Origin of the sequence: Aeromicrobium sp. Sec7.5, assembly GCF_036867135.1 — a bacterium.
Classification (GTDB): Bacteria; Actinomycetota; Actinomycetes; order Propionibacteriales; family Nocardioidaceae; genus Aeromicrobium.
Map to the genome: position 1 here is coordinate 2,450,430 of NZ_JBAJIJ010000001.1, position 24,062 is coordinate 2,474,491.

A 24,062-nucleotide genomic window follows, 5' to 3' on the forward strand; every position below is an offset into this window, starting at 1 on the left:
CGTGGCTCACCCCGTATCCTCGTTGTCCGTGACCCATGCCGTGCCCGAGACCGCGCGGCACCGCGCGACCCCGGAGGGTGGCGACCGGGTCCGCCCCGAGATCCAGGCGCTCCGGGCCGCCGCCGTGCTGGGCGTCGTGCTCTACCACCTGTGGCCGACCCGGCTCACGGGTGGCTACGTCGGCGTCGACGTGTTCTTCGTGGTCTCGGGCTACCTGATCACCGACCACCTCCTGCGCGAGGTCGACCGTTCCGGGCCGCCCCGGCTCGTGCGCTTCTGGGCGCGGCGGGCCCGGCGCCTGCTGCCCGCCTCGTTCCTCACGATCGCGTGCACCGGTGTGGCGATCCTGGCCTTCGTCCCGGAGGTCCGCTGGAACCAGTTCGGCCGCGAGCTCTGGACCTCCACGTTCTACGTCCAGAACTGGGAGCTGGCGCGGCAGTCCGTCGACTACATGGCCCGAGCCAACGTCAAGTCGCCGACGCAGCACTTCTGGTCCCTCGGCGTCGAGGAGCAGTTCTACCTCGTCTGGCCCGTGCTGATCGCGGGCGCCGTCGTGCTCGCGATCCGGCTTCGGCGCAGCCCCGCCGCGGCGATCGGCGTCCTGCTCGTCACGGTGCTCGCGGCGAGCCTGCTCCACTCCGTCCTGCTGACCGCGTCCGACCCGGGCAGCGCGTACTTCGTCACCACGACCCGCGCCTGGGAGTTCGCCGCCGGCGGGCTCCTGGCCTGGGCCGTGCGCCGGGGCCTGGCCCGCACCCCTCGGGGCGCCGCGGCCGTGGCGCTGTCGTGGGCCGGAGTCGCCGCGATCGCCGTCGCGATGGTGACGTTCGACGAGACCACCCCGTTCCCCGGGTACACGGCCGCGCTCCCGGTCCTGGGCACGGTCGCCGTGATCGCCGCCGGCGCGCCGCGCGGCGTCCTCGCCCCGACGCTGGCGATGCGTCTGCGGCCCGTGCAGTTCATGGGCGACGTCTCCTACGGCGTGTACCTGTGGCACTGGCCCCTGGTCGTGCTCCTGCCCTACGCCGTGGGACACGACCTCACGCGCACCGAGAAGATCCTGGTCCTGCTGGCCAGCTTCGCCCTGGGCTGGCTCTCCAAGACCCTGGTCGAGGATCCCCTGCGCCGACCGGGCACCGCGGTCTGGCACGGGACGGCGAGCACCTTCGTCGGGGTGGCCGTGGCCTCGGCCGCGATCGCGGTCCTCGCGCTCCCCCTCGTCCGCTGGTCGCCCCCCGCGGCGCCCGTCATCGCCGGCGATGTCGAGCCCTGCACGGGCGCCACCGCGATGTTCGACGCGAGCTGCGGGGATCCCGAGGAGATCGCGCTCTCGACCGACCTGACGGCGTTCCCGACCGACCTCCCGCCGACGTCGGTGCTGGCGTGCGAGGCCTCGAGCGCCGCGGCGAGCTACCGGCGCTGCGAGCTCGGCGCGGAGGACGCCCGCGACGACGCCCCGGGCGTCGCGCTCGTGGGCGACTCCCATGCCACACGCTGGGTCGAGGTCCTCGGACAGGTCACGAGCGACCTCGACGTGCCCCTGAGCACGTTCACGGTGTCGGGCTGCTCCATGGCCACGACCGACCCGATCGGCAGCATCTGGGGCACCGACCCCACCCAGGCCGACAACTGCGCGACCGTCATGTCCGACGTCCTCGACGAGATCGCCGCCGACCCCACGATCGGCACCGTCGTCCTGACCAACCGCACCCGACTGCACGCCGGCCCGGACCTCCTGACGCCCGAGCGGGTCGAGGCGACCATCAGGGCCCTCGACGACGCCGGCAAGCGCGTCGTGGTCCTGGCCGACCCGCCCGAGACGAACGCCGTGCCGCCGCAGTCGGGTGGCAACGCGTCGGAATGCCTGATCTCGGCGGACTCGCCGTCCGACTGCAGCCTCCCCCGTGCGGAGGCGGAGTTCGCCGACCCGATGCTCGAGGCGGCCGCCGCCACCGACACCACCGTCGTCGACCTCACCGACGCCTTCTGCACCCCCGACCGGTGCCTGTCCCGCATCGGTGGACTCGTCGTCTACAGCGACGACAACCACATGACCCGGTCCTTCGCCGCGACGCTGCGCCCCGTGCTCGCCGAGCGTCTGGACCCCGCCCTGGAGCGCGATCGATGACCCCGGCGCGCTCGTCCCGTCTGGTAACGTCCGTCTGATGCCTCGTCCCGCGACCCGTCCCCGAGCCCCGTGGATCGCGCTGTCGGTCCTGGTCTCGTGCGCGGTCTACGCGCTGGTCAACGTGCGCTGGGACCTCACCAGCGGATCTCGGCCCTTCCTCAGCCTCCGAGCGGCGTACGGGCACGACCAGCTCGGGTACCTGGCGATCGTCACCAACGTGGCGAACGGTGACCTCTCGGCGTCCGAACCCGTCACGCAGACCGGAAGCAGCTACTACCCGCGGGGCTACTACTCCTTCGTCGGACTCGTCGCCCGGACGCTGGGCGTGCACCCGATCACGGCGTGGAACCTCGTGTCGGTCGGACTGCAGATCCTGGCCGTGGCCCTCCTCGCCGTGGCCCTCGTCGTGCTGTCCCGGCGCTGGTGGATCGGCCTCCTCGCGCCCCTGCCCTTCACGATCGGCACCCTGTCGATGGTCACGGGCGGCGACTGGCTCACCGACCTCAACTCGCACGCGGTCCTGTGGGGGCCGTTCGGACTGCTGTTCTCCAACAACGCCGACACCGCGGCGCTCATGGTCATCACGATGGTCCTGTCCGTCGCGGCGCTGGCCGTCCACCTTGGCGTGGCCGGCGGACGCGCCCTCGCGATCGCGATCGCGTGCGGCGCCGCCGTGGGTCTCCTGGCCTCGTTCCACGCCTACACGTTCATCGTCGCGGTCTACTTCCTGACGATCATCGTCAGCTCCCACGCCCTGGTGTCGGGCCGGCTGCGGCGCTCCGCGATCGCGACCGCCGTCATCCTCGTCGCGGTGCTCGTGGCCGGTCCCTGGCTCGACGGCACCCTCGGACAGATCCCGATGTTCGGCCTCGGCCTGCTCGCGGCCGTGCCCGGCGCTGTCGCGGCGCTGCGCCGCATGCCCGGCGTGGTGCTCGGCTTCACCCTGGCCGTGCTGGCCTTCTCCGGTCCGTCGCTCGGCTGGCTCTTCTACGGCATCGCGTCCGGCGACGAGTTCCTCTCGTTCCGCACCGTGACCACCAACGACCTCAGCGTGGCCATGCCGGTCACGCTCCTGGCATCCCTCCCGGTCCTGCTCCCCCTGCTCCTGCTGCTGGCGATCTCCCGACGCCGTCGCGACGACGTCAGCACCGCGGCGTTGCTCGGCGCGCTCGCCAGCTGGATCCTGCTGGCGACCAACGACCTGTGGGGGCCCGACGCCGAGCCCTACCGGTTCTGGATCGACTGCTACGCCGTGACCGCCATCGTGGTCGTCCTGGTGCTCGGTCGCCTCGTGGGCGGACGGACGGCTGCGGCGACCCCGACCGGCGACGCCCCCGCGACCGGGGACACTCCGGCCTCGGGGAGGTACTCGCGGTTCGAGCGACCCGCCACGATCGGTGCGGCCGTCGTGTGCGCGGCCGTCATCGCCGTCTCCTTCGCCGACATCGTGGAGTACCAGAACGACCCCCGCATGCTCGAGGCGTACGACCCGCACCTGTCCCGCGAGACGGCGATCGGCGACATCGGTCGCGAGGCGTCGGAACGCGATCCCGAGGGCCTCGTCACGGCCGACCCCTGCGTCGACCTGCGGACCCTGAAGATCAACAGCGGCGCGCGGGTCGCCAACTACCACCTGGGCATGGCCTGGCCCGACGACAAGGAGAGCATCGACGACGTGCTCGACGCGCGCAACGACAGTGAGATCGATGCCGCCGCGATGCGCGCCAGCGACACCCGCTGGATCGTGGTCGACATGAACTGCCAGTACGCCTGGCAGGACGATCCTGAGCTCGAGCTGGTCGACACGGCGTCGTGGGATGCTGGGGTGATCGGTCTCTACCGGCTGGACCCCTGAGGTCACGGCCGCAGCGACCGTCCCGTGAGGTAGCCTCGATCGGCGCCCTCGACCCGTTCCCCGACCCATCGGAACCCATGAACGCAGCAGCAGAATCCTCCGACGCGCCCCAGCTCTCGGTCGTCGTCCCCGCGTACAACAACGGTCGTTACATCGGCGAGACGATCGAGTCGATCCTCCAGCAGGAGGGCGTCGACCTGGAGCTGATCGTCGCGGACCACACCTCCGCCGACGACACGCGCGCGGTCGTGGAGACGTACCTCGACGACCCGCGGGTCACGCTCCTCGACACGCCCGCCGGTGGTGGGGCCCCGGCGAACTGGGGCCGGGTCACCGACGAGGCCACCGGCACCTACGTCAAGCTCGTGTGCGGTGACGACATCCTCCGTCCCGGCGTCCTGGCCCGCCAGGTCGCCCTGCTGGAGTCCCGGCCCGGCGCGGTCCTCACGGCGTGCCGACGCGACGTCATCGACGCGTCCGGTCGCACGCTGATCGCCGGCCGCGGCCTGCAGGGGCTCGATCGCCCCATGCCCGGTCGCGATGCCGTCCGCCAGTGCGTGCGGGCGGGCATCAACCCCTTCGGCGAGCCCGCCTCGGTCACGATGCGCCGCGACGCGCTCGAGCAGGCCGGCGGCTGGTTCCCCGACTTCCCGTACCTCATCGACCAGGCGTCGTACGCCCGCGTGCTGCTGCTCGGTGACTTCGTCCCCGACGACGAGGTCGGCGCCACGTTCCGCATGAGCAACGAGCAGTGGAGCGTCGCCCTGGTCAAGGACCAGTCGAGCCAGGCGCACGGCTTCCACCGCTGGATGCACGAGCACCACCCCGAGACGGTGTCGGCCTCCGACGTCCGCATCGGCAACCTCCGCGCCTCCCTGGCGGCCCGGGCCCGACGCCTCGCGTACGCCGTGCTGCAGAGGAGGATGCGATGACCGTCCCCGTCGGAGCGACGCCCGACGTCCACCGGGTGTCGATCGTGATCCCGGTCTACAAGGGCGAGCAGACCCTGCCGGGGCTGCTCGACGAGATCGATCCCTTCACGACCGAGTTCACCACGGCCGACGGTCACCGCGCCGTGGTGACCGAGGTGATCCTGAGCCACGACAACGGACCCGACCAGTCCGACCGCGTCATCCGCGAGATCAGCGTGCGCCTCCCGTACGTCAAGCCGGTCTGGCTCAGCCGCAACTTCGGGCAGCACGCGGCGACGCTGGCCGGCATCGCGTCGTCCGGCGGGGACTGGGTCGTCACGATGGATGAGGACGGCCAGCACGATCCGGCCTTCATCGGCAGCCTCCTCGACACCGCGCTGCGCGAGCGCGCCCAGGTCGTCTACGCCCGGCCCGACAACCTGCCGCCCCACGGCTTCGTGCGCAACACCGCCTCGAAGTCGGCCAAGCGCATCCTCGAGTCGATCTTCGGTGGTGGCAACGCCTCCGCCTTCAACAGCTTCCGCCTCGTGATCGGTGACGTCGCCCGCAGCGTCGCGGCCTACTCGGGCAACGGCGTCTACCTCGACGTCGCGCTGGGCTGGATCGCCCGTCCGGCCGTCACGTCCCCGGTGGTGCTGCGCGACGAGGGCGGCCGTGGCAGCGGCTACTCCTACCGCAGCCTGATGGCGCACTTCCTGCGCATGGTGCTCACGTCCGGCACCCGGGGCCTCCGTCTGGTCACGGTGGTCGGTGCTCTGTTCGCACTCACGGGCCTGCTCTTCGCGATCTACGTCGTCGTCAGCCGGCTCACCGGCGACGTCGACGCCGAGGGCTGGACGTCGATCATGGTGCTGCTCTCGCTGGGCACCGGCGCGATCCTCATGGCGCTCGGCATCGTGGCCGAGTACCTCGGGGTGGCCGTCAACGCGGCCCTCGGCAAGCCGTCGTACCTCATCGTGCGCGACCCGGAGAGCGGGCCGCTCGGGCGCCGGCTGCCCGGGACCGGCGACTCCACCACCCCATGACCGCTCGGTGGGTCATCGGCCACGGCCTCCTGGGCCGTGCGGTCCACGACGCCGCCGCGCACCCGCCGATGGCCGTGCCGGTGCGCTGGATCGACGCGGACGAGGCGGTCGCCGACCTCGCCGCGGGCCTCGACCTCCTGGCCGAGGCCGCGGACGGCGGGCCGTGGGAGATCTCCTGGTGCGCCGGCCGGGGTGTCACCTCCTCGCCCCGCGACCAGCTCGAGGCCGAGGTCGCGGTGTTCCGTCGCTTCATGGCTGCGCTCGCCGACCACGAGCTCGACGCCACGCAGGGCCGGCTCTTCCTCGCCTCGTCGGTCGGCGGCGTCTACGCGGGCAGCGGGGCCGCTCCCTTCACCGAGTCCACGGAGCCCCGGCCCGTCTCGGCCTACGGCGAGGCCAAGTTCGCGATGGAGGAGATCGTCACGACGACGTCGCGACAGACGGGCCTGCGCTCCTTCATCGGACGCATCACCAACCTGTACGGACCGGCGCAGGACCTCTCCAAGGGGCAGGGCCTCATCTCGGTCATCGTCGCCAGCCACGTGCTGCGGCGACCCGCCACGATCTACGTGTCCCTCGACACCCTGCGCGACTACCTCTACGCCGACGACTGCGGCGCCATGGTCGTCGCCGGGCTGGAGCGCCTCGAGCGCGAGCCCGCGGGCACCACTGTCGTCAAGATCCTGGGGTCCATGACGCCGTGGTCGATCGGGGCCATCCTCGGCGAGGCCGGACGCATCCATCGCCTGCGCGCACCGATCGTGTCGGGCCAGGGGCCCATCACCCACACCGCCGGGCAGTCCCGCGATCTCCGGGTCCGCTCGGAGGTGTGGGTCGAGCTCGACGCGCTCGCCCGCACGACCCTGCCGGAGGGCCTCGACGCCCTGCACCGGGCCCAGATGGGCGAGCTCATGGCGCACGGCGCGCCGTTCGGCTGACGACCGCGCGCGAGGTCAGTCGGCCTGCGAGGCCGGCTCGCGCCGGCGCACACGGTGCGTGACGGACCACACCAGCCCCAGCACCGCGGCCAGCACGACGCTCGCCAGCTCGACGGGCCAGCCCGGCGGACGGAAGGTCACGGTGACCTCGTCGCCGACCTGGTCGGCCGAGACCTCGACGGTCAGCAGGTAGCCCTGGGTCGCGTCGACCTCCCGCGCACCGTCGACCCCGTAGCCGGGCCAGTCGATGCGGCTGAGCACGACCTCGCCGGCGTCGCCCTCGACCTCGTCGACCGTGAACGTGACCTCCGTGTCACGCACGTCGACGTCCGACACCTCGACACCGTCGGTGCGGGTCACGCCACCGGCCGGGGCGACGGGGTCGTCGCGCCGCACGGTCCAGGTGTAGGTGCCCGAGTCGTCGAGCGTCCACCCGTCCGGGGCCACCTCGGGCGGGTCGAGGTCGTCGCGCAGCACGATGACGGTGTTCAGGTGCATGTCGTCGGCCATCGTGGTGCCACCCACCTGGGGGGTGAACAGCTCGAAGTAGGCATCGGGACACGTGACGCCCCGCAGGTCGATGCAGAGGCGGTCGACCAGCGTGCGCAGGGGCAGCACGGTGTACACGTTCGGCGAGTCGACGTCGGTGACGTGCCACATGTTGGCCAGCAGCACCTCGCTCCAGGGACCGGGGTCGGCCTGCAGCGTGTACAGGTCGCCGACGGCGAACACCCCGGTGTCGACGTCGTCGGTGACCGACTGGATCTCCTCGACCGAACGGGGCGGCTTGAAGTCGCCGAGCGGAGCGGTGCGCGCGAGCTGCACCTGGGCCCCCAACAGGATCGTGGTGGCGACCAGGGAGATGGCCACGGCCCACGGCACGGCACGCTCGCGGGAGACCCGTGAACCGACCTTGAGCACCGCCACGACCGCGACGATCTGCAGCGCGCCGCCGATCGCCAGCCACCGCATGTTGTCGGGCTGGGCCGACCACGCCAGCCACAGCGACAGCGACGTGGCGCCCACGACGACGAGGACGTTCCTGCGGGTCGCGTGCCGCGGCCAACCACGGGTGGCCAGGACGGCGAACGCCACGGCCAGGCACACGACGAGGTACGGCAGCATCCGAGCCGGGTAGCGGAGCGGTCCGACGACGCTGGGCCCGAGGACCATCGCCAGCGTCAGCAGGCCCACCACCCCGGGGACGACGAGGTGTCGCCACTCCCGCCGGACGGCCGGGACCAGGACGAGCAGGAGCGGCAGGAACCAGCCCAGGTACTGGATCGGCACGGGCGCGATGGGGCCCCAGTAGCCGGCGACGCTGGACAGGCCGGTGGCGCTCGCACCGGTCGCGAGGTCCCCCAGGTCCATGCCCAGGAACTGGTCGTTGGCGATGCCCGAGCCTGCACGCACCGTGACCGGCGCGGTGAGGACGCCCGGCAGGTAGACGAAGATCGTCAGCAGGCCGCTGTAGGCGCCGAGCCCGAGGACACGGACGACCCGCGCGCGGTCGCGGGCGGTCCACGCGGCCTCGACCAGCAGCGCGACGAACAGGAAGATCAGGGCGATCACGGCGAACACGTAGCCCGAGGCGATCAGCAGGTAGGCGGTCACGAAGTAGGCCCACGGGTTGCGACCGTGGTCGAGGTGGCGCCGCAGCATCCACCAGGTCAGGACGAACAGGCCGACGCTCTGCAGGCCGGTGACCCAGGACGGGGCGTCCATGTAGAGGGTCTGCCCGCCGACCGCAGCGCTCGCACCCGCCAGCGCCGACCAGGGGGCCGAGGCTCCGTACGACCGCGCGAGCCCGAACGCTGCCGTCTGCAGCAGCAGGAGGAACACGATCTTGACCAGCGTCGTGAACACCGCCGGGTTGTCGAGCACGTGACTCGAGACGCCCACCAGCCACGAGAGCGGACTCCACATGCCCCACTGCTGCTCCGCGAGGTAGTTGCCGCCCTGCCAGGACCCCGGGTCGAGGATCGTCCACTCGCCCGACCGGATCTGCCGGCCCAGCTCGTACCAGGCGCCGAACGAGCCGAGCTGGCTGTCGTCCCAGAAGAAGTAGTGCCGGGTCTCGGCGATGCGCTCGAGCGCCACCACCATGACGGTCAGCGCCGAGGCGAACCACCACGCGAGGCTGTGCCACCGAGGCGACGGCGGGGCTGCGGTGTCGTCGCCGTCGACGTCCGCATCGCTGGTCGAGGTCACACGCAAGGGTACGTCCGCCGGTGCGCTCACCAAGGGACGTGGCGGGGCTTCAGCTCGGCCCTGGTCGGTTCGGGGTACCGGATCGGCGGGTTGAACGACACGCCGCGCAGGTACTGGCGGAACATCCGCAGCCGCAGCCGCCACGGGACCTTGCCCCGGCGGAAGTTGACCGCGATCCGCAGGCCGAACTCGACCCAGCGGACGACGCTCTGGTGGTGCAGGAGCCACGAGGACTCGTTGCGGATGCCGTGCGCGAACTTCCACGCGTTCGCCGAGTCGACCATCGAGAAGTTGACGCCCCGGTTGTCGCCCATGTCGTGCACCACGACGCTGTCGAGGACCTGGACGCCCGGGCACCGGTCGGTCAGGCGCAGCGTGTACTCACGGTCGTCGAACCAGATGAAGTACTCGGCGTACGGGAGCCCGTGCTCGGCGATGACCCACCGCGGGACGAGGACGGACACGAACGAGCACGCCGTGACCATGACGTTGCGCTGGTCCCGAACGAGCAGGCGTCCCCAGTCCCAGGTCGTGACCGGGTTGTTCATCTCGCAGATCGACCCGTCGGTGTAGGTCACGACCGAGCAGGAGAACGGCACCTCGGGCCCCAGCTCGCGCACCGCGGCGTCGAGGCCGTCGACCAGGTGATGCAGCGCGTCGGGCTCGGCGTAGCAGTCGTCGTCCATGATCCAGACGTGGTCGGCGCCCAGCTCGTAGCCCTCGGACATGCCGCGCGCGAACCCACCGGCGCCGCCGGCGTTCTCGGTCATCGAGACGACGTGCAGCGGCACGGTCGTCTCCAGCCCGGACAGCCAGGCTCCGGTGCCGTCGGTCGAGGCGTTGTCGACCACGACGATCCACGCCGGAGCCAACGACTGGGCCTCGAGCCGCGCGATGACGGTCTTGAGCTTCTCCAGGCGGTTGAACGTCACCACGACGGCCGCAACCTTCACCACGACGACACCAACTCCTCGAACCAGTCACCCGCGGACGGGAGCGCGAGCAGGGCCCGCTCCGCGGCCCGCTCACTCTCCCACAGACGTCGTCGCGCCCCCTCGTCGTCGACGTACCGCAGGGCGATCTCGGCGATCTGGCGCACCGCGCGGTGCGCGTTGCGCGAGGCCAACGCCTCGGCCGGCACGAGGTTCGCCTGCGCACCGACGTCGGTCGAGACGACCGGGGTGCCGTGGGCGATCGCCTCCAACGTGGTCAACGTCAGACCCTCGTTGTGCGAGGTGATCGCGAGCAGGTCGGCGTCGTCGAGCGTGCGCGAGACGGGCACGGACTCGTCGCGGCGCTCCAGGACGTCCTCGAGCCCCGCGGCGCTCACCAGGTCGGTGACCCACTGGTTGAGCTCACCGTGCCCGTGCATGATGAACCGCACGTCGGGTCGGGTCCGGTGGATGCGGGCCGCCGTCTCCACGAAGACCTCGGGCGCCTTCTGGCGGGCGAGGCGTCCGACGAAGGCCACCGTGAACGGGCGGTCGGGCGAGCGCTCCCCGAAGACCGCCTCCGCCTCGTGGTCGACGGTGAGGCCACCGAGCGGTGCCATGACGACCCGCTCCGCCGGGATCTCCTGCACGCCGGTCATCCAGCGCTCCAGGGCCGGTGAGATGACGTGGTGGAGGTCGATGTAGTCGGTGGCCTTGGCGGACGAGGCGGGGTAGCCGCCTCCCCGGAACTCCAGGATGTGGGTCGTGTCGACGACCGGGAGACCGGGACGACTGCGCTTCAGGAACGGCAGCCGGTCGTAGAGCCACTGGCTGTGGTGGACCACGACGCCACGCAGGTCGACGTTCTCGAGCAGCGCCCGCAGGAGCTGCTCGCTGCCGGGCGTCTGGCTGAGGTAGGTGGCCTCCGAGAGTGGCAGCAGCAGGGCGCCGTCGAGCTCCGGGCGGGTGATGAGCTCGTGGTGGGAGTCACGCGACGTCAGCACGATCGGCTGCAGGCCCGCCTCCCGCACCAGGCGCACGGTCTCGAACGCCCAGCGCTCGGCGCCCCCCATCTCGAACCAGTGCATGCCGATCAGGACGGCGCGGGGGGCGTCCTGCGGCGCCGCGCCGGCGGGGTGCATCCGCGCACCGGCAAAGGCCGTGCCGGGAGCGAACAGGGTGTCGTCGCCCATGCGCTTGACCCGGGTGCGGATGGGTCGCATGTGCCGCACCAGCTCGGCGTCGCGGATCTCGTCGTACACCAGCGGGGCGGCCACCCTCAGGCGCTTGAGCACGCGCCCCCGCAGGTCACCGGGCGCGAAGAACTCCGGGCGGGCGGCCGCGGTCTCGTCGGAGGAGATCATGACGTGCCGCGTGGTCGAGGCCAGCAGGACGTCCTGACGCGCGTCGACCACCTCGGCCGGGGTGGCGCTGACCGCCGACCGGACCCGGATCGTGGCGCGGCGACGTCGGTACAGCCGGGACCGGCCGTCGAACGTGCGGTCGTCAGTGGTGCGTGGCGTGTAGTCGCTGAACGGCGCGTAGACGTGCACCGTGAGGTCGAGCCCCGGGGTCGTGAGGACGTGCACGTTGACGGCCCCGACGAGGATCCGACGCTCTCGTTCACTCAGGTCGCCGAGCGCCTGGTCGTCCTCGATCACCGTGAACGCGCAAGGCTGTCCCAGATAGGTGCTGAACATGGTGTCGGGTGCCTTGTGATGTCGAGGTCGAGGGCTCGCGGAGGAGCCTAACAGTCGGTCCGACACCCTTGAGGAACCCCGGCGACCCGCAGGGAGCAGGCGCCTCGACTGCTAAGGTGGCGCGCATGAGTCACCCCGAACAGCTGGGCTTTTTCCGTGCCGTCGCCGCTGCGAACACGAGCGTCGTCGACGGCGCGGCGATCCTCGAGATCGGCTCCTACGACGTCAACGGCAACATCCGTGAGATCTTCGCCGGCCACCGCTCGTACACCGGTGTCGACCTGGTCGAGGGCCCCAACGTCGACGTCGTCACCTACGGCCACGAGTTCGAGGCCGAGCCCGGCAGCTTCGACCTGGCGATCTCGGGCGAGTGCTTCGAGCACGACCAGCACTGGCAGGAGTCGTTCACCAACATGGCGACGCTCGTCCGCCCCGGTGGGCTCGTCGCCTTCACGTGCGCCTCCTGGGGTCGCCCCGAGCACGGCACGACCCGCTCGGACCGCACGCTGAGCCCGGGCACGCAGCACGAGGGCCTCGACTACTACCGCAACCTGCGCGAGTCGGACTTCCTCGAGGCGGGCCTCCCGCTCGACGAGTGGTTCAGCTCCTGGAAGTTCTGGTACCTGCCGACGTCGATGGACCTCTACTTCGCGGGCGTCCGACGTGGTGACGCCGCCGACAAGCCCACCGCGGTGTTCCCGCGCGAGGCCGACGTGGCCGCGCTGCGCGAGATCATGCCGCTGACGCACAAGATCGCTCGCCTCCCGCTCATCGCCCTCAAGCGCGTGCTGCCGCACGACCGCTACCAGGACGTCATCCGCTTCTACTGGCTGCCGCTCTTCCGGCTGCAGCAGAAGGTCACCGGCGGATCCTTCGAGCGTCACGAGCGCACCGCGATCAACTGATCGACCGAGCGCACCGCGATCAACTGATCGACCGAGCGCACCGCGATCACCTGATCGACCGAGCGCACCGCGATCACCTGATCGATGGGGCGCGGCGCGTCAGGCGTCGTCGGCCGGGGCCTTCGTGCGCCGGAACGAGAACGAGCTGTGCCCGGTGTAGGAGATCAGCGTCGTCACCATGACGACGAAGAGCTGCCCCAGGAGCGGTGGCATGCCGAACACCTCGACGAACACCGGCAGCAGCACGAGGTTGACCGCGAGTGCGCCCAGGTAGACCGACTCGAACCGCGCGAGGTCCAGCAGCACCTGCCCCCGGACCCGGAAGACCAGGCGCCGGTAGAGCACGAAGGCGCACAGGACGCTCAGGACGTGCGTCATCAGCACGCTGATGAGGTAGCCCCAGCGCCCCTCGCCGAGCCACAGGAACAGGATGAACCAGGCGTAGCCCACGCCGGTGTTCACGAGGCCGACCAGGATGAACGCGATGCGTCGGTCGCTGACGAGCCGCAGGAGCGGCCCGTCGGGGCCCCTCATCCCCGCGATGACCTCGTCCGGGCCGGCGCCGTTCTCGGTGATGTCCGGCTCCTCGCGATGGTGGTGGGCGGCCCCCGACCCGTGGGAGCGCTTCGTCACGGTACCAGCGTGGCCACGCGTGCCTGGTCGAGCTCGCCGACCCAGGCCGGCATGCCCGCAGCGGTCGCCTCGGGCTGCGTCGGGTAGGTCGTTCCCGTCGTGAACGTCCTCAGCAGTCCCCAGGGCGAACCGGCGCTGGAGCGGAACCAGGCGGTCATCGCAGGTCCTCGCGGTGCCGCCGCGAGGAGCTCGTCGCTCACCGGCGTCGACGCCAGGCACGACCCGACCCACACGGTGACCGTGGCGCAGTCCGGGAACGGGTGCACCGCGCCGCCCTCGATGCGGGCGATGAAGCCGGCTCCGGTGCCGCGCAGGACCGAGCCGGTCGTGCCCTTCTCGGCGAGCGCCGCGACGGTCGCGTCCGGCACCACCACGGCAGGCCCGAACACGCTGCTGAGCCGCACGTACTCGCCGTAGTCGGCGAGCTTCCAGCGTGCCGACCCGTCGCGCAGGAACACGGTGGGCGAGCTCTGCGACCGCACCAGCGGGGCGACGGCGGGTCGCTTGACCAGGCCGGCGTACGTGGCGGCGTCCATCTCGGCGACCCAGGAGGGGATACCGGCGGCGACGACGGCCGACCAGCTCGCGTACATCTGCGCCACGCCCGGTCCGACGAGCTGGGCCCGAGTGGGTGAGGACTCGACCGCGAACCAGCGGCTCATGGGGGCTCCCGGCGAGCCCGCGGACATCGTGTCGGCCGAGACCGTGGTGGCGCCGGAGCATGACCCGACCCAGGCCGCCACGGTGGCGCAGTCCGGGTACGGGTGCCACTGGCCGCCACCGGCCGCCGCGATGTAGCCGGTGCTGGCGTTGCGCAGCGTGGAGCCCGTGGTCCCCTGCTGGGCCAGCCCGTCGACGTACGCCGCGGGGGTCACGACGGACGGGCCGAAGATCGACGCCAGCTGCTTGTACGCCAGGCCGGACGAGAGCTTCCACCGTCGACCCTGGTCGGCGAGGTAGACGTCGGGCGACGTCGTGGTGTGCACCAGGGTCGCCGACGCGACCGGCTGGGGCGTGCGGGTCGCGTAGGTCGTCGGATCCATCGTGGCGACCCAGGCCGGCATGCCCTTCGACCTCGCCGCGACGGCGTCGACGTAGGGCCGGGCCGAGGTGGGCGAGAGCAGCTGGACGAACGCCTCGGGCGACTCCACGTGGGCGAAGGCGCTCATGGCCTCCCCGCTGCGGAAGCGCAGCATCGTCGAGGACGACAGGTTCGTGGCGCCGTCGCACCGGCCCACCCACAGGGTGACGACCGCGCAGCTCGGGTACGGGTGCGCGACGCCGCGCTCGACGTAGGCGATGTAGCCCGTCGAGGAGTTGCGCACGGAGTTGCCCACGACCCCGGCGTCGACCAGGGCCCCGAAGTCGGCGGCACTGATCGTGCTGACCGTGCCGAACGCGGGCAGCAGGTCGACGTAGGAGTCGTAGCCGCTGAGCCGGTACCGGCGGCCCGCGTCGGTGAGGTAGATGTCCGGAGAGCTCGCGGTCTTGACCAGGTCGCCGGTGGCCTGCGCCGTGCCGAACCACTCCGTGAAGTACCGGTGGAAGTTGCGGTTGCCGTACGACGAGCAGGCGTCGCCGGTCCCCGCGCCGGCGGCCAGGGACGCGGCGTTGGGCTGGTACGGCGTGTAGTAGTACAGGTTCGCAGTGGCCTGGTTCTCGATGTAGACCGGAGCGCCGCCGCACGCCGCGTTCGGGTGGTAGCGCACCGTCACGGTGCTGCCCGGGCGGTACCAGGTGTAGCGACCGCTGCGCTCGTAGACGCGCATCTGACGGATGCCGGCGTAGACCTGGTTGGCGAAGCCGTAGTACTGCGCGTCGCAGGCCGAGGTGTCCGGACATCCCATGCCCATCGCGGCGCGGTACCGGGCGTCGGTGGGCGGCGTCGACGACGTCACGAGTCCCTGCTCCTTCTGGAGCATCACGAGGATGACCTGCGGGTTGATGCCGCAGGACTGGGCGACTTTGTAGATGATCGCGGCGGCCCGCTCGGCCCCCGGCGCCGGGTACCCGGCGCAGTACTGGTCCGCGGCCTTGCCGACCGAGGTGAAGTTGATGTTCTTGAGGCACCACGCGCCGGTGCAGCGTGCTCCCTTGGTGTCGAGGAAGGCCTGGATCTGCGCGACGCTCATCGTCGTCGGGTTGAAGAACACCGCGTCGCTGATGATCTGGCCGGGCCGGAACTGGGAGTTGTCGATCGCGTCGGCCTCGGGGGTGCGCACCAGGCTCACCGCGGCGACCAGCCCGCTGAGCACCATGACTCCCGCGAGGAACATCCGCGCGGAACGGTGCGCGACGGCACGCCTGTGACGGGAGGGGTTGCTGCGACGCATGGGAGTCAGTATGCGGCAGACCTGGGCCGGTGTCTGCCAGACCTTGACGACCGGGCGCTCGACCGGCTCAGGCCGCGTCGACTGCAACCGGCTCGTCGCGAGCCCGGCGCAGCCGCGGGACCACCGCCGCACCCACGGTCCAGGCGAGGGCCAGGACCACCGCGGCGATCCCCGCACCGACCTCGACGGCCCACCCCGGCGGACGGAACGACACGACGACCTCACGACCGGTCGACCCCGCCTCGAGGTCGACGGTCAGCAGGAAGTCGCGCTCGGGAGTGGCGAGGGCCGCGGGCCCGGAGACGCGGTACCCGGGCCAGTCGAGCCTCGACAGGACCACCCGTCCGCCTGCGGCGTCGACGTCGTCGACCTGCAGCACGACCTCGCTGCCGGTCTGCCGCACGACCGACACCTCGGCCCCCTCGGCGCGCAGGACCCCACCGGCGCGTTCCACCGGGACGTCACGACGCACGATCCACGTGGCGTCACCGGTCTCGAGCGACCAGCCCGCCGGCGGCACGGGGCGGGTCGTGATGCCGTCGCGCACGACGACGATCGTGTTGACGAGCAGCTCGTCGGCGAGCGGTCGGCCCTCGTCACCGGGCACGAGCACGGCGTCGTAGGCGTCGGCGCACGTCTCACCGCGAAAGCCCGCGCAGAACTGGTCGGCCAGCGCCGGGAAGCGCAGCACCGTGTAGACGCTCGACGAGTCCCAGCCGGTCAGGTACCAGGCGTTCGCGAAGACCGCCTCGTCGAAGCCGTCGGAGTCGGTGAGGGCGTGCCAGTCCCCCACCGTCAGGATGCCGTGCTCCCCGCCCGCCGCGAGATCGTCGTAGTCGTCGATCGACCCCGGGAGTCCGTGGTCAGGCATCGGCGACGTCGGCGCCTGCACCATCGTCATCGCGCTGAGCACGACGCCCACCGCCATCGCCGCGGCGGGGACGCGCAGCGGCCGGCTCGCGACGGGGCGGTCGGCCGACCACGACCGCATCACAAGCTCCTGCACGAACGCCTGCACCGCCGCACCCAGGAGGACCCAGTCGGCGTTGGCCGGGACCGCGGAGACCGCCAGCACGACGACGAGGCCGAGCAGCACCCGCACCAGGCGTCGTTCCGCGACCGTCCAGCTCCGCTCCGCGGCAGCCTTGGTCGCCAGCACGGCGAACATCAGCCCAAGGCCCAGCACGACGTACGGCTGCATGCGCAACGGGAACCGGAGCGGACCGAGGTCGCTGGGCGCCAGCAGCAGGAACAGGGAGCCGGCGGTCATGACGGCGACGGTGACCGGGACCGAGCGCCACGACCTCACGAGCAGGACCACGAGCAGCGGGAGGAACCAGCCGAGGTAGGCGACGGGCGAGGGCGCCAGGATCCCGTTGAACCACGTGACGGTCGGGAGCGCCGTGGCCAGCGACCCGACGGCGACGTCACCGAGATCGGTCGTCAGCAGCATCGTGTTGAGGATCCCGCGCTCCCGGCTGGTCACCGCCGCCGAGAGCAGGGCCGGGAGGAACACCAGCAGCGAGAGCAGGCCGCTGTAGACGCCGAGCAGCAGCACGCGGACGGTGCGTCCGCGTGGGTCGCGCCGCAGGACCGACTCCGCGAGCAGGACCGCGAACAGCAGCACGAGCATCAGCACCGGGGCCAGGTAGCCCAGCGTGATCATCAGGCCCGCGCTGAGGAAGTACGCGCCGGGTCCCCTGCCGTGCACCAGGTGTCGACGCAGGCCCCACCAGACCCAGGGCAGGAGCGCGGCGCCGTGCAGTCCCGTGATCCACGAGGTGGCGTCGACATAGGTCGTCTGGCCCGCCGTCGTGACGGTGAAGCCGACGACCGCGGCCCAGGCCGGCGAGGCCCCGAACGACCGCGCGAGCAGGAAGACCCCGCCAGCCATGACGGCCAGGAACGGGACCTTGGCCGCGATCGCGAGGAGCACGAGGTCGTCGGTGACGGTGCTGCCGAGGGAGACGACCCACATGATCGGGCTGAACAGCCCCCACTGACCCTCGGCGAGGTAGTTGCCGCCCTGCCAGGATCCCGGGTCGAGCAGGGTCACGTCCCCGTCGAGCAGCCGCTGTCCCTGGGCGTACCAGACGCCCGTGGCTCCGGCCTGGGTGTCGTCGGCGAAGAAGTAGCGTGCGTCACCGAGGACACGGGCCAGCCCCGTGCCCGCGGCCAGGACGCACGCCGTGAGGCACCACAGGAGGCTGGCGCGACGGGAGCGGGGACCCGACCCGGGTTCCGTCTCCGCTTCGCGCACGGCGTCACCCTACCGGGACGGCGCGCCCTCGTCCGGAGGTGACGTGGCCCGGCTGCCAGTGCGCACGGTCACCACGACGACGGCGACCAGGACCACGACCACGACGCCGATCAGCAGCCGGGCCTCGCCGTCGGTCCTCGTCAAGGACGCCACGACACCGGCGCCGATCGTGGTCCAGATCGTGGCCCAGAGGGCCGCTCCCGGGACCAGGCCGAGCAGGTACCGCGGCACCGTCATGCGGCACAACCCCGCCGCCAGGTTGATGACGGTCTGCGCCCCGACCGTCAGGAAGCTGAGCGTCACCGCCGGTGGGCCCCACCGGTCGACGCGAGCCGTCGCGGCCACGAGCCGGGGTCTCGGCTCACCGGTTCGCGCCGCTCCCGCTGCGATCAGCCGTCCGATCGCGAACGTCGACCCGGCGCGCAGCAGCACGATGGCGAACAGGGTCAACCAGGCCCAGACCCACGGCCAGGCACGGATCGACTCGAGGACGTCGTTCACGGGAGCAGCCGTTCGAGCACCAGGGCGTCGGCACCACCGGCGTAGTAGCGGCGGCGGCGGTGGATCTCGCGGAATCCCGTCGCGGCGTACAGGGCCCGAGCAGCAGTGTTCGGCTCCGCCACCTCGAGCAGCACCCGGGTGGCCCCGGCCGCGCCCGCGCTCCGCAGCACGTCGTCGACCAGGGCGTGGCCCAGGCCGCGTCCCCGGGCGGACGGCTCGACCGCGACACGCAGGAGGTCGGCGGTCTCGGCCACGACGGAGGTCGACGACCACCCCAGGACCCCACCTGCACCGGCGGCCACCCGGACGATCCGGTCGGGGGCCCCGAGCTCGGCGGCGACGGAGTCCGGGCCCCACGGCTCGTCGAAGCAGGCCTGCTCCAGCGCCACGACTGCGGCGAAGTCGTGACCGGTCGCGGCGCGCGGCCGGAGGACCGGGACCGGGCCGAGGCTCATCGTCCGGCGATCGGCACGGCGTCGGGCCGCCGCAGGTACAACGGCTCGAGCGGCAGGACCTCGACGACCCCGTCGACGACGGCCGAGGCGAGCACGGCGGCCGCGGGGTCGACCGGACCCCGAGACCCGCCGAGCACCTCGGCGTGGACGTCGGCGCCGCGACCCACGACCGGAAGGCCCGCGAAGCGCTCGGCGACGACGATGGGGAGGTCGACCGCGGGTCCTTCGAGCCGGCGCCCGTCGGCCGCGTAGCGCGCCCAGTAGACCTCGCGGCGCCGTGCGTCGGTGGCGACGACGAACTCCTGCCCGAGCCCGGCGGCAGCCTCGACGGCGAGGACGTCCAGCGTGCAGACGCCGTGGGTGCGCAGGCCGAGGGTCGCCCCGAGCGTCAGTGCCGTCACGACGCCCACCCGCAGGCCCGTGAAGGGGCCGGGACCGACGCCGACCGCGACGTCGGTGAGGTCGGCCGGCACCAGCCCGGCCTGCGCCAGGGCCTCGCGGATCGACGGGGCGAGCTGCTCGCCGTGCGCCGTGGCGCCCTCACCGCCCGCCTGGCCGACGACGGACGTGCCGTCGTGCACGGCGACCGTGATCGCCGGAGTGGCGGTGTCGAAGGCGAGCAGGAGCACGGGCCGAGCCTACAAGCGGACCCGATCCACCCCGCTGGCTGAGGTGTGAAGGCGCTCTGGCGCCCGAACCTCGAAGCCCCTCGCCTCAGCTCGTGGCGCCGTCCAGCAGGGTTGAGCGGAGCGGCACGCGGAGCCAGCGCGCCCCGTAGGACCGGACTGTGATGACGCGCGACTCGGCCAGGTCGTCGGCCTCCCCCGCCGCGACCCCCAGCGGGTCGCGCGTGCCGACGGGGTCACCGGGCCGCGCATGGCGTCGCTCGAGGTGCACGTGCAGGCGGTCGGGCGCGAGCTGCTCGGCCAGTCCCTGGCCCCACTCCACGACCGTGACCGAGTCGGCCACCGAGGCGTCGAGGTCGAGGTCGTCGAGCTCGGCCGCCGAGCCGAGGCGGTAGGCGTCGACGTGCACGAGCGCCGGTCCCTCGGCGACTGAAGGATGGGTGCGGGCGATGACGAACGTCGGGGACGTGACCGGCCCCCGGACGTCGAGCCCCTCGGCGAGGCCCTGGGTGAAGGTGGTCTTGCCGGCACCGAGATCGCCCGACAGCACCAGCAGGTCGCCGGCCTGCAGCAGCGTGGCGAGACGGCCGGCCAGCGCCTGCGTGTCCTCCGGCGTGTGCGTCTCGCGCGCGAGCCAGAGCGTCTTGCCGAACTCGAGCAGCTTCGCGTCGCCCTGGTCGGCGATCCGCAGGTACTTGCGGCGCTCCCAGAAGCGCACGGTGTCGGGCAGCTCGGACCGCACGTGCAACCAGATGCCGTCCTTGCCCCGTTCCTCGGCGGTGTCCTCGGCGACGCCGACCATGGCCGAGGCCACGCCACGCGACTGGATCTCCGGGTCGACCGCGACCCGGCGCAGCCCCAGGAGGCCCGGGCGGGACTCGTCGAAGAGCAGGGCGCCCATGGGACGGCCGCGCCGCTCGACGAGCAGTCCGCCGGAGGTCTCGAGGGACGCACGCACGTTCTCCGCGGTCTCGTCGGGCGCGGTGCTGGGCGGATCGAGGGCGGGGCGGGCCGAGAACGACCGCCGGATGATGTCGGCGATCGTCTCGGCGTGCTCCGGGCCCGCCTCGATGACGTCGAGGGCATGCAAGGAGACCATCAGCCCACCTGGCCGATCAGGTCGTCGATCGCGTCATCGACCTCACGCGGCTTCTCGAGCATCACCATGTGGCCGGCGCCCTCCACGAGCACGAGCCGTGCCCCGTCGATCGCCTCGGCCAGGCGACGGCTGTGCTTCGGCGGGGTCAGGAGGTCGGCCGTGCCACACACGACCGTGACCGGGACGTCGGCGAGCGTCGAGAGCGCCTCGAACAGGTCGAGCGACGGGAAGTTCGGGTAGAAGTCGACCACGACGCGCGACGGGGCGCGGGCGATCATCTCGTCGACCATCGCCGCGCGGGCCGGGTCGGCGTCGGGTCCGACGGCCCAGCGACGAATCACGGACTCGCTGTTGAACGCCCGGCCCCAGTCGAGCACCGGGCCGGCGCGGCGCACGAGCCAGGCCATGCGCTCCAGGGCTGGGGTGCCGCGCATGAGCCTGCCGGCGCTGGTGCCCACGAGCGCGACGCCGACGACGGTGCCGCCGAAGAGCTCGGGATGGTCGGCCGCGAGCTGCATCGTGGCCATGCCGCCCATCGAGTGACCCACGACGACGACCCGGCCCTTGCCGTGCTCCCGGATCACCCGGGCGAGGTCGTCGGCGAGGTGGGCCAGCGAGGAGCCCGTCGCCGACGACGCACCCGAGGCGCCGTGGCCCCGCTGGTCGACGAAGACCAGCCGGGCGCTGCCGCGCAGGTGCAGGCGCTGGAAGTGCCACGTGTCCTGGTCGCACATCCAGCCGTGCACGAACACGATCGTGAGGTCGGCGTCGCCGTCGGGGTCGGGCTCGTCGACCTCGACGTTGATCGCGACGCCGTCGGCGGCCTCGACGGTGTACCGGTCGCCGCGCACCGAGCCGAAGGGCGCGTCGCCCCCCAGGTGGCGTCGACGCTGCACGATGCGCTGGCGCCGCAGGAGCGAGGCCGCGACACCGGCACCGGCGAAGGCGCCGGCCGTGATCGCCGCGGTCGTGATGCGCTTCATCGGGATCTCCCTGGATCTGCGGTGTGGGTGAGCTGGATGCGGCCGCCCAGTCCCGTGACGACCTCGTAGGCGATCGTGCCAGAGGCCTCGGCCCACTCGACCGCAGTGGGCTCGCCCGCGTCGCCCGGGCCGAAGAGCGTGACGACGTCGCCGCGGCCGGCGGGAAGGTCGCCGAGGTCGACGACCATCTGGTCCATGCAGATCGTGCCGACGACCGGCACGCGGTGGCCGTCGAACCAGGCGTGCGCGCGGCCGGTGGCGGCGCGGTGGACGCCCTCGCCGTAGCCGATCGGCACGAGTCCGAGGGTCGTCTCGCGGTCCGTGACGTGCCGGTAGCCGTAGGACACCCCCTGGCCCGCCGGCACGCGCTTGACCGCCGCGAGCCGCGCTCGCAGCGACATGACCGGGGTCAGCGGCACGTCGTGCGGCATCGCGGGGTCCGGCGGCAGGCCGTAGGTCGCGATCCCCGCGCGCACCAGGTCGAAGTGGGCGCTGGGCCGCGTCATGAGCGCCGCCGAGTTGGCCAGGTGCCGCAGGCCGGGCTCGAGGCCGGCGGCCCGGAGCTCGTCGACGGCCTCGCGGAAGCGGGCCTCCTGGGCGTCGTTCGCCGGGTGGTCGGGCTCGTCGCCGCAGGCCAGGTGTGACCAGACACCGGTGAGCCGCACGCCGTCGGCCGTGGCTCGCGCCGCAGCGGCGACGAGGTCGGACCACTGGTCCCCGAACGCGCCGTTGCGGCCCAGGCCCGTGTCGACCTTGAGCTGGATGCGCGGGACCTGGCTCGCGGCCAGGATCTCGCCGAGCTGCTCGGCCGACGAGGCCGTGACCTCCACGTCGTGGCGGGCTGCCGCGGCGAAGTCGGCGCCGGGCGCCGCCAGCCAGCACAGCAGCGGTCCCTCGTCGCCCGTGGCCCGCAGTGCGAGCGCCTCGTCGAGGGTCGCGACCCCGAGCCAGTCGGCCCCGGCCTCGCGGGCCGCCCGGGCGACGGGGGCCAGGCCGTGGCCGTAGGCATTCGCCTTGACCACGGCCATCAGCTGGGCACCGGGGGCGAGTGCCGCGAGCGTGCGGACGTTCTCGCGGTAGGCGTCGAGGTCGACCTCGGCCCACGCCTGTGGCACCGCCGCTCCCCGCGTCACCAGTCCCGCTCCCCCGTGAGGCGGCCACCGAGGAAGTCGGCGACGACCGTTGGCAGCGCCGACGCGACGCCGGAGGCCGTGACAGGCCCGCCGGGATTCGCCCGCACGGCCGCGGCGCCGTGCAGGAACGCGCCGACGGAGGCCGCGTCGAGCGGTGCGAGGCCCGACGCCAGCAGCGAACCCACGAAGCCCGAGAGGACGTCGCCCGAGCCGGCCGTGCCGAGCCAGGCGGTGCCCGAGAGGTTCACGCGCGACGCGCCGTCGGGGGCGACGACGACGGTGCGGCGCCCCTTGAGCAGGACCGTCGCTCCCCAGCGCTGCGCGGCCGTCCGGGCGTGGCCCCAGGGGTCGGCCTCCACCGTCGCCCGGTCGATCTGGAGCATCGTGGCGAGCTCACCGGCGTGCGGTGTGAGCACGACGCGGCCAGCCAGGCGGTCGGGGAGGTGCTGCAGGGCCGTGGCGTCCAGCACCGTCGGGACGTCGTCGTCGAGCGCCTCGGCGACGTGGACGGCCGTGTCGTCACCCCCGCCCGGTCCCACGACCCAGGCCTGCACGCGGCCGGCGCCGGCGACCACCTCGGGCGCCCGCAGCACGACCTGCTGCGCGACCTCGGCGTGACCCACGAACCGCAGGTAGCCGGCGGGTCCCGCCTGACCACCGGCGACCGCGAGGTGGGCGGCACCGGGGTAGCCGGGGGATCCGGCCCGCACGCCCAGCACGCCGCGCGAGTACTTGTGCGCGTCGCCGCGGGGCACGGCCGGTGCCAGCACGTGGGCGTCGGCCGTCGTGAGTGCCTCGACCGTCGGCGCACCGAGGTGCTCGTCGAGCCCGATCGGAACGAGGGTCACGCGGCCCGCGGCATCGGCGGCAGGGCCGACGAGGAGGCCGGGCTTGTGGGACCCGAACGTGACGGTGCGGTCGGCCACGAGGTGCGGGCCCGGCGCGGTGCCGTCGTCGACCCCGATCCCCGACGGCACGTCGACGGCCACCGTGAACGGACGGGCCCGGGCCTGCCACGCGGCCCACTCGGCCGCGCGACCCGTGAGCCCCGGGCGGGCCCCGATGCCGAGCACGCCGTCGACGACGACGGCGTGGCCGTCCGGCCGGTCGACCTCGCCCACACCCGCGGCACGGGCCGCGGCGAGGCCCGCCGCGTGGGCCCGTCCCGGGTCGAGCAGGCACAGGTTGGCCGGTCGTCCGGCGTCGCGCAGCCGCGCGGCGGCGAAGAGTGCGTCGCCCCCGTTGTTGCCGGGGCCCACGAGGAACACCGGTGTGCGCGCCGGGTCGAGCTCGTCGAGCAGGACGTCGGCCAGTGCGGCAGCAGCCTGCTGCATCAGGTCGTCCCAGCCGCGGGTCCTCGCGGCCGACTCCTCCGCGGCGCGGACGGCGGCCACGGCGTGGGCGCGGAGCACC

19 protein-coding genes are annotated in these 24,062 nt (G+C 72.6%); 6 read left to right on the forward strand and 13 right to left on the reverse strand.

Annotated elements, in window-relative coordinates:
- Positions 1–28 precede the first annotated feature (28 nt).
- From V6S66_RS12285 to V6S66_RS12305, 5 genes are all read left to right on the forward strand, one after another.
- Positions 29–2,128 (forward strand): acyltransferase family protein, encoded by a 2,100-nt coding sequence (locus V6S66_RS12285; protein ID WP_334207029.1) that lies wholly within the window; start codon positions 29–31, stop codon positions 2,126–2,128.
- 37 nt (positions 2,129–2,165) lie between these two features.
- Positions 2,166–3,983 carry a hypothetical protein gene (locus V6S66_RS12290; protein WP_334207030.1) on the forward strand — a complete coding sequence of 606 codons (1,818 nt, stop codon included), beginning with the start codon at positions 2,166–2,168 and terminating at the stop codon, positions 3,981–3,983.
- A gap of 77 nt (positions 3,984–4,060) precedes the next feature.
- Positions 4,061–4,915 (forward strand): glycosyltransferase family A protein, encoded by an 855-nt coding sequence (locus V6S66_RS12295; RefSeq protein ID WP_334207031.1) that lies wholly within the window; start codon positions 4,061–4,063, stop codon positions 4,913–4,915.
- Positions 4,912–5,940 carry a glycosyltransferase gene (locus V6S66_RS12300; RefSeq protein WP_334207032.1) on the forward strand — a complete coding sequence of 343 codons (1,029 nt, stop codon included), beginning with the start codon at positions 4,912–4,914 and terminating at the stop codon, positions 5,938–5,940. Before V6S66_RS12295 ends, V6S66_RS12300 begins: the two co-directional genes overlap by 4 nt.
- On the forward strand, positions 5,937–6,878 hold the full coding sequence (locus V6S66_RS12305) for an NAD-dependent epimerase/dehydratase family protein (RefSeq protein WP_334207033.1): 942 nt from the start codon (positions 5,937–5,939) through the stop codon (positions 6,876–6,878). Before V6S66_RS12300 ends, V6S66_RS12305 begins: the two co-directional genes overlap by 4 nt.
- Positions 6,879–6,893: 15 nt before the next feature.
- Here V6S66_RS12305 and V6S66_RS12310 read toward each other — a convergent pair whose 3' ends face one another.
- The 3 genes from V6S66_RS12310 to V6S66_RS12320 are packed head-to-tail and all read right to left on the reverse strand — an operon-like array spanning position 6,894 to position 11,721.
- Positions 6,894–9,089, reverse strand: coding sequence for a hypothetical protein (locus V6S66_RS12310; RefSeq protein WP_334207034.1), 2,196 nt, complete (start codon positions 9,087–9,089; stop codon positions 6,894–6,896).
- Between the two features lie 26 nt (positions 9,090–9,115).
- Complete coding sequence (locus V6S66_RS12315; protein ID WP_334207035.1) at positions 9,116–10,045, reverse strand: glycosyltransferase; 930 nt, start codon at positions 10,043–10,045, stop codon at positions 9,116–9,118.
- The gene (locus V6S66_RS12320) at positions 10,039–11,721 is read right to left on the reverse strand and encodes a glycosyltransferase (protein ID WP_334207036.1); all 1,683 of its coding nucleotides are present in this window, start codon (positions 11,719–11,721) and stop codon (positions 10,039–10,041) included. Before V6S66_RS12320 ends, V6S66_RS12315 begins: the two co-directional genes overlap by 7 nt.
- Positions 11,722–11,846: 125 nt before the next feature.
- Between V6S66_RS12320 and V6S66_RS12325 the strand changes: the two genes are divergently transcribed.
- A complete protein-coding gene (locus tag V6S66_RS12325; protein WP_334207037.1) occupies positions 11,847–12,626 on the forward strand; it encodes a methyltransferase domain-containing protein in 780 nt (259 codons plus the stop codon).
- A gap of 99 nt (positions 12,627–12,725) precedes the next feature.
- Here the strand turns inward: V6S66_RS12325 and V6S66_RS12330 are convergent, their stop codons facing one another.
- The 10 genes from V6S66_RS12330 to V6S66_RS12375 form a co-directional block, all read right to left on the reverse strand.
- Complete coding sequence (locus tag V6S66_RS12330) at positions 12,726–13,259, reverse strand: GtrA family protein (RefSeq protein WP_334207038.1); 534 nt, start codon at positions 13,257–13,259, stop codon at positions 12,726–12,728.
- Entirely contained in the window at positions 13,256–15,592 is a 2,337-nt protein-coding gene (locus V6S66_RS12335; RefSeq protein ID WP_334207039.1) for a hypothetical protein, read from the reverse strand. Before V6S66_RS12335 ends, V6S66_RS12330 begins: the two co-directional genes overlap by 4 nt.
- Positions 15,593–15,659: 67 nt before the next feature.
- Complete coding sequence (locus V6S66_RS12340) at positions 15,660–17,852, reverse strand: hypothetical protein (RefSeq protein ID WP_334207040.1); 2,193 nt, start codon at positions 17,850–17,852, stop codon at positions 15,660–15,662.
- A gap of 9 nt (positions 17,853–17,861) precedes the next feature.
- On the reverse strand, positions 17,862–18,353 hold the full coding sequence (locus V6S66_RS12345; RefSeq protein WP_334207041.1) for a DedA family protein: 492 nt from the start codon (positions 18,351–18,353) through the stop codon (positions 17,862–17,864).
- A complete protein-coding gene (rimI, locus tag V6S66_RS12350) occupies positions 18,350–18,808 on the reverse strand; it encodes a ribosomal protein S18-alanine N-acetyltransferase (RefSeq protein ID WP_334207042.1) in 459 nt (152 codons plus the stop codon). Before rimI ends, V6S66_RS12345 begins: the two co-directional genes overlap by 4 nt.
- On the reverse strand, positions 18,805–19,437 hold the full coding sequence (gene tsaB / locus V6S66_RS12355) for a tRNA (adenosine(37)-N6)-threonylcarbamoyltransferase complex dimerization subunit type 1 TsaB (RefSeq protein ID WP_334207043.1): 633 nt from the start codon (positions 19,435–19,437) through the stop codon (positions 18,805–18,807). The genes rimI and tsaB overlap by 4 nt, the downstream gene beginning before the upstream one ends.
- A gap of 85 nt (positions 19,438–19,522) precedes the next feature.
- Entirely contained in the window at positions 19,523–20,533 is a 1,011-nt protein-coding gene (tsaE, locus tag V6S66_RS12360; protein WP_334207044.1) for a tRNA (adenosine(37)-N6)-threonylcarbamoyltransferase complex ATPase subunit type 1 TsaE, read from the reverse strand.
- Entirely contained in the window at positions 20,533–21,516 is a 984-nt protein-coding gene (locus tag V6S66_RS12365) for an alpha/beta fold hydrolase (protein WP_334207045.1), read from the reverse strand. Before V6S66_RS12365 ends, tsaE begins: the two co-directional genes overlap by 1 nt.
- Positions 21,513–22,631 carry an alanine racemase gene (alr, locus tag V6S66_RS12370; RefSeq protein WP_334207046.1) on the reverse strand — a complete coding sequence of 373 codons (1,119 nt, stop codon included), beginning with the start codon at positions 22,629–22,631 and terminating at the stop codon, positions 21,513–21,515. Before alr ends, V6S66_RS12365 begins: the two co-directional genes overlap by 4 nt.
- Positions 22,632–22,645: 14 nt before the next feature.
- Positions 22,646–24,061, reverse strand: coding sequence for a bifunctional ADP-dependent NAD(P)H-hydrate dehydratase/NAD(P)H-hydrate epimerase (locus V6S66_RS12375; protein ID WP_334207047.1), 1,416 nt, complete (start codon positions 24,059–24,061; stop codon positions 22,646–22,648).
- Position 24,062: the final 1 nt, after the last annotated feature.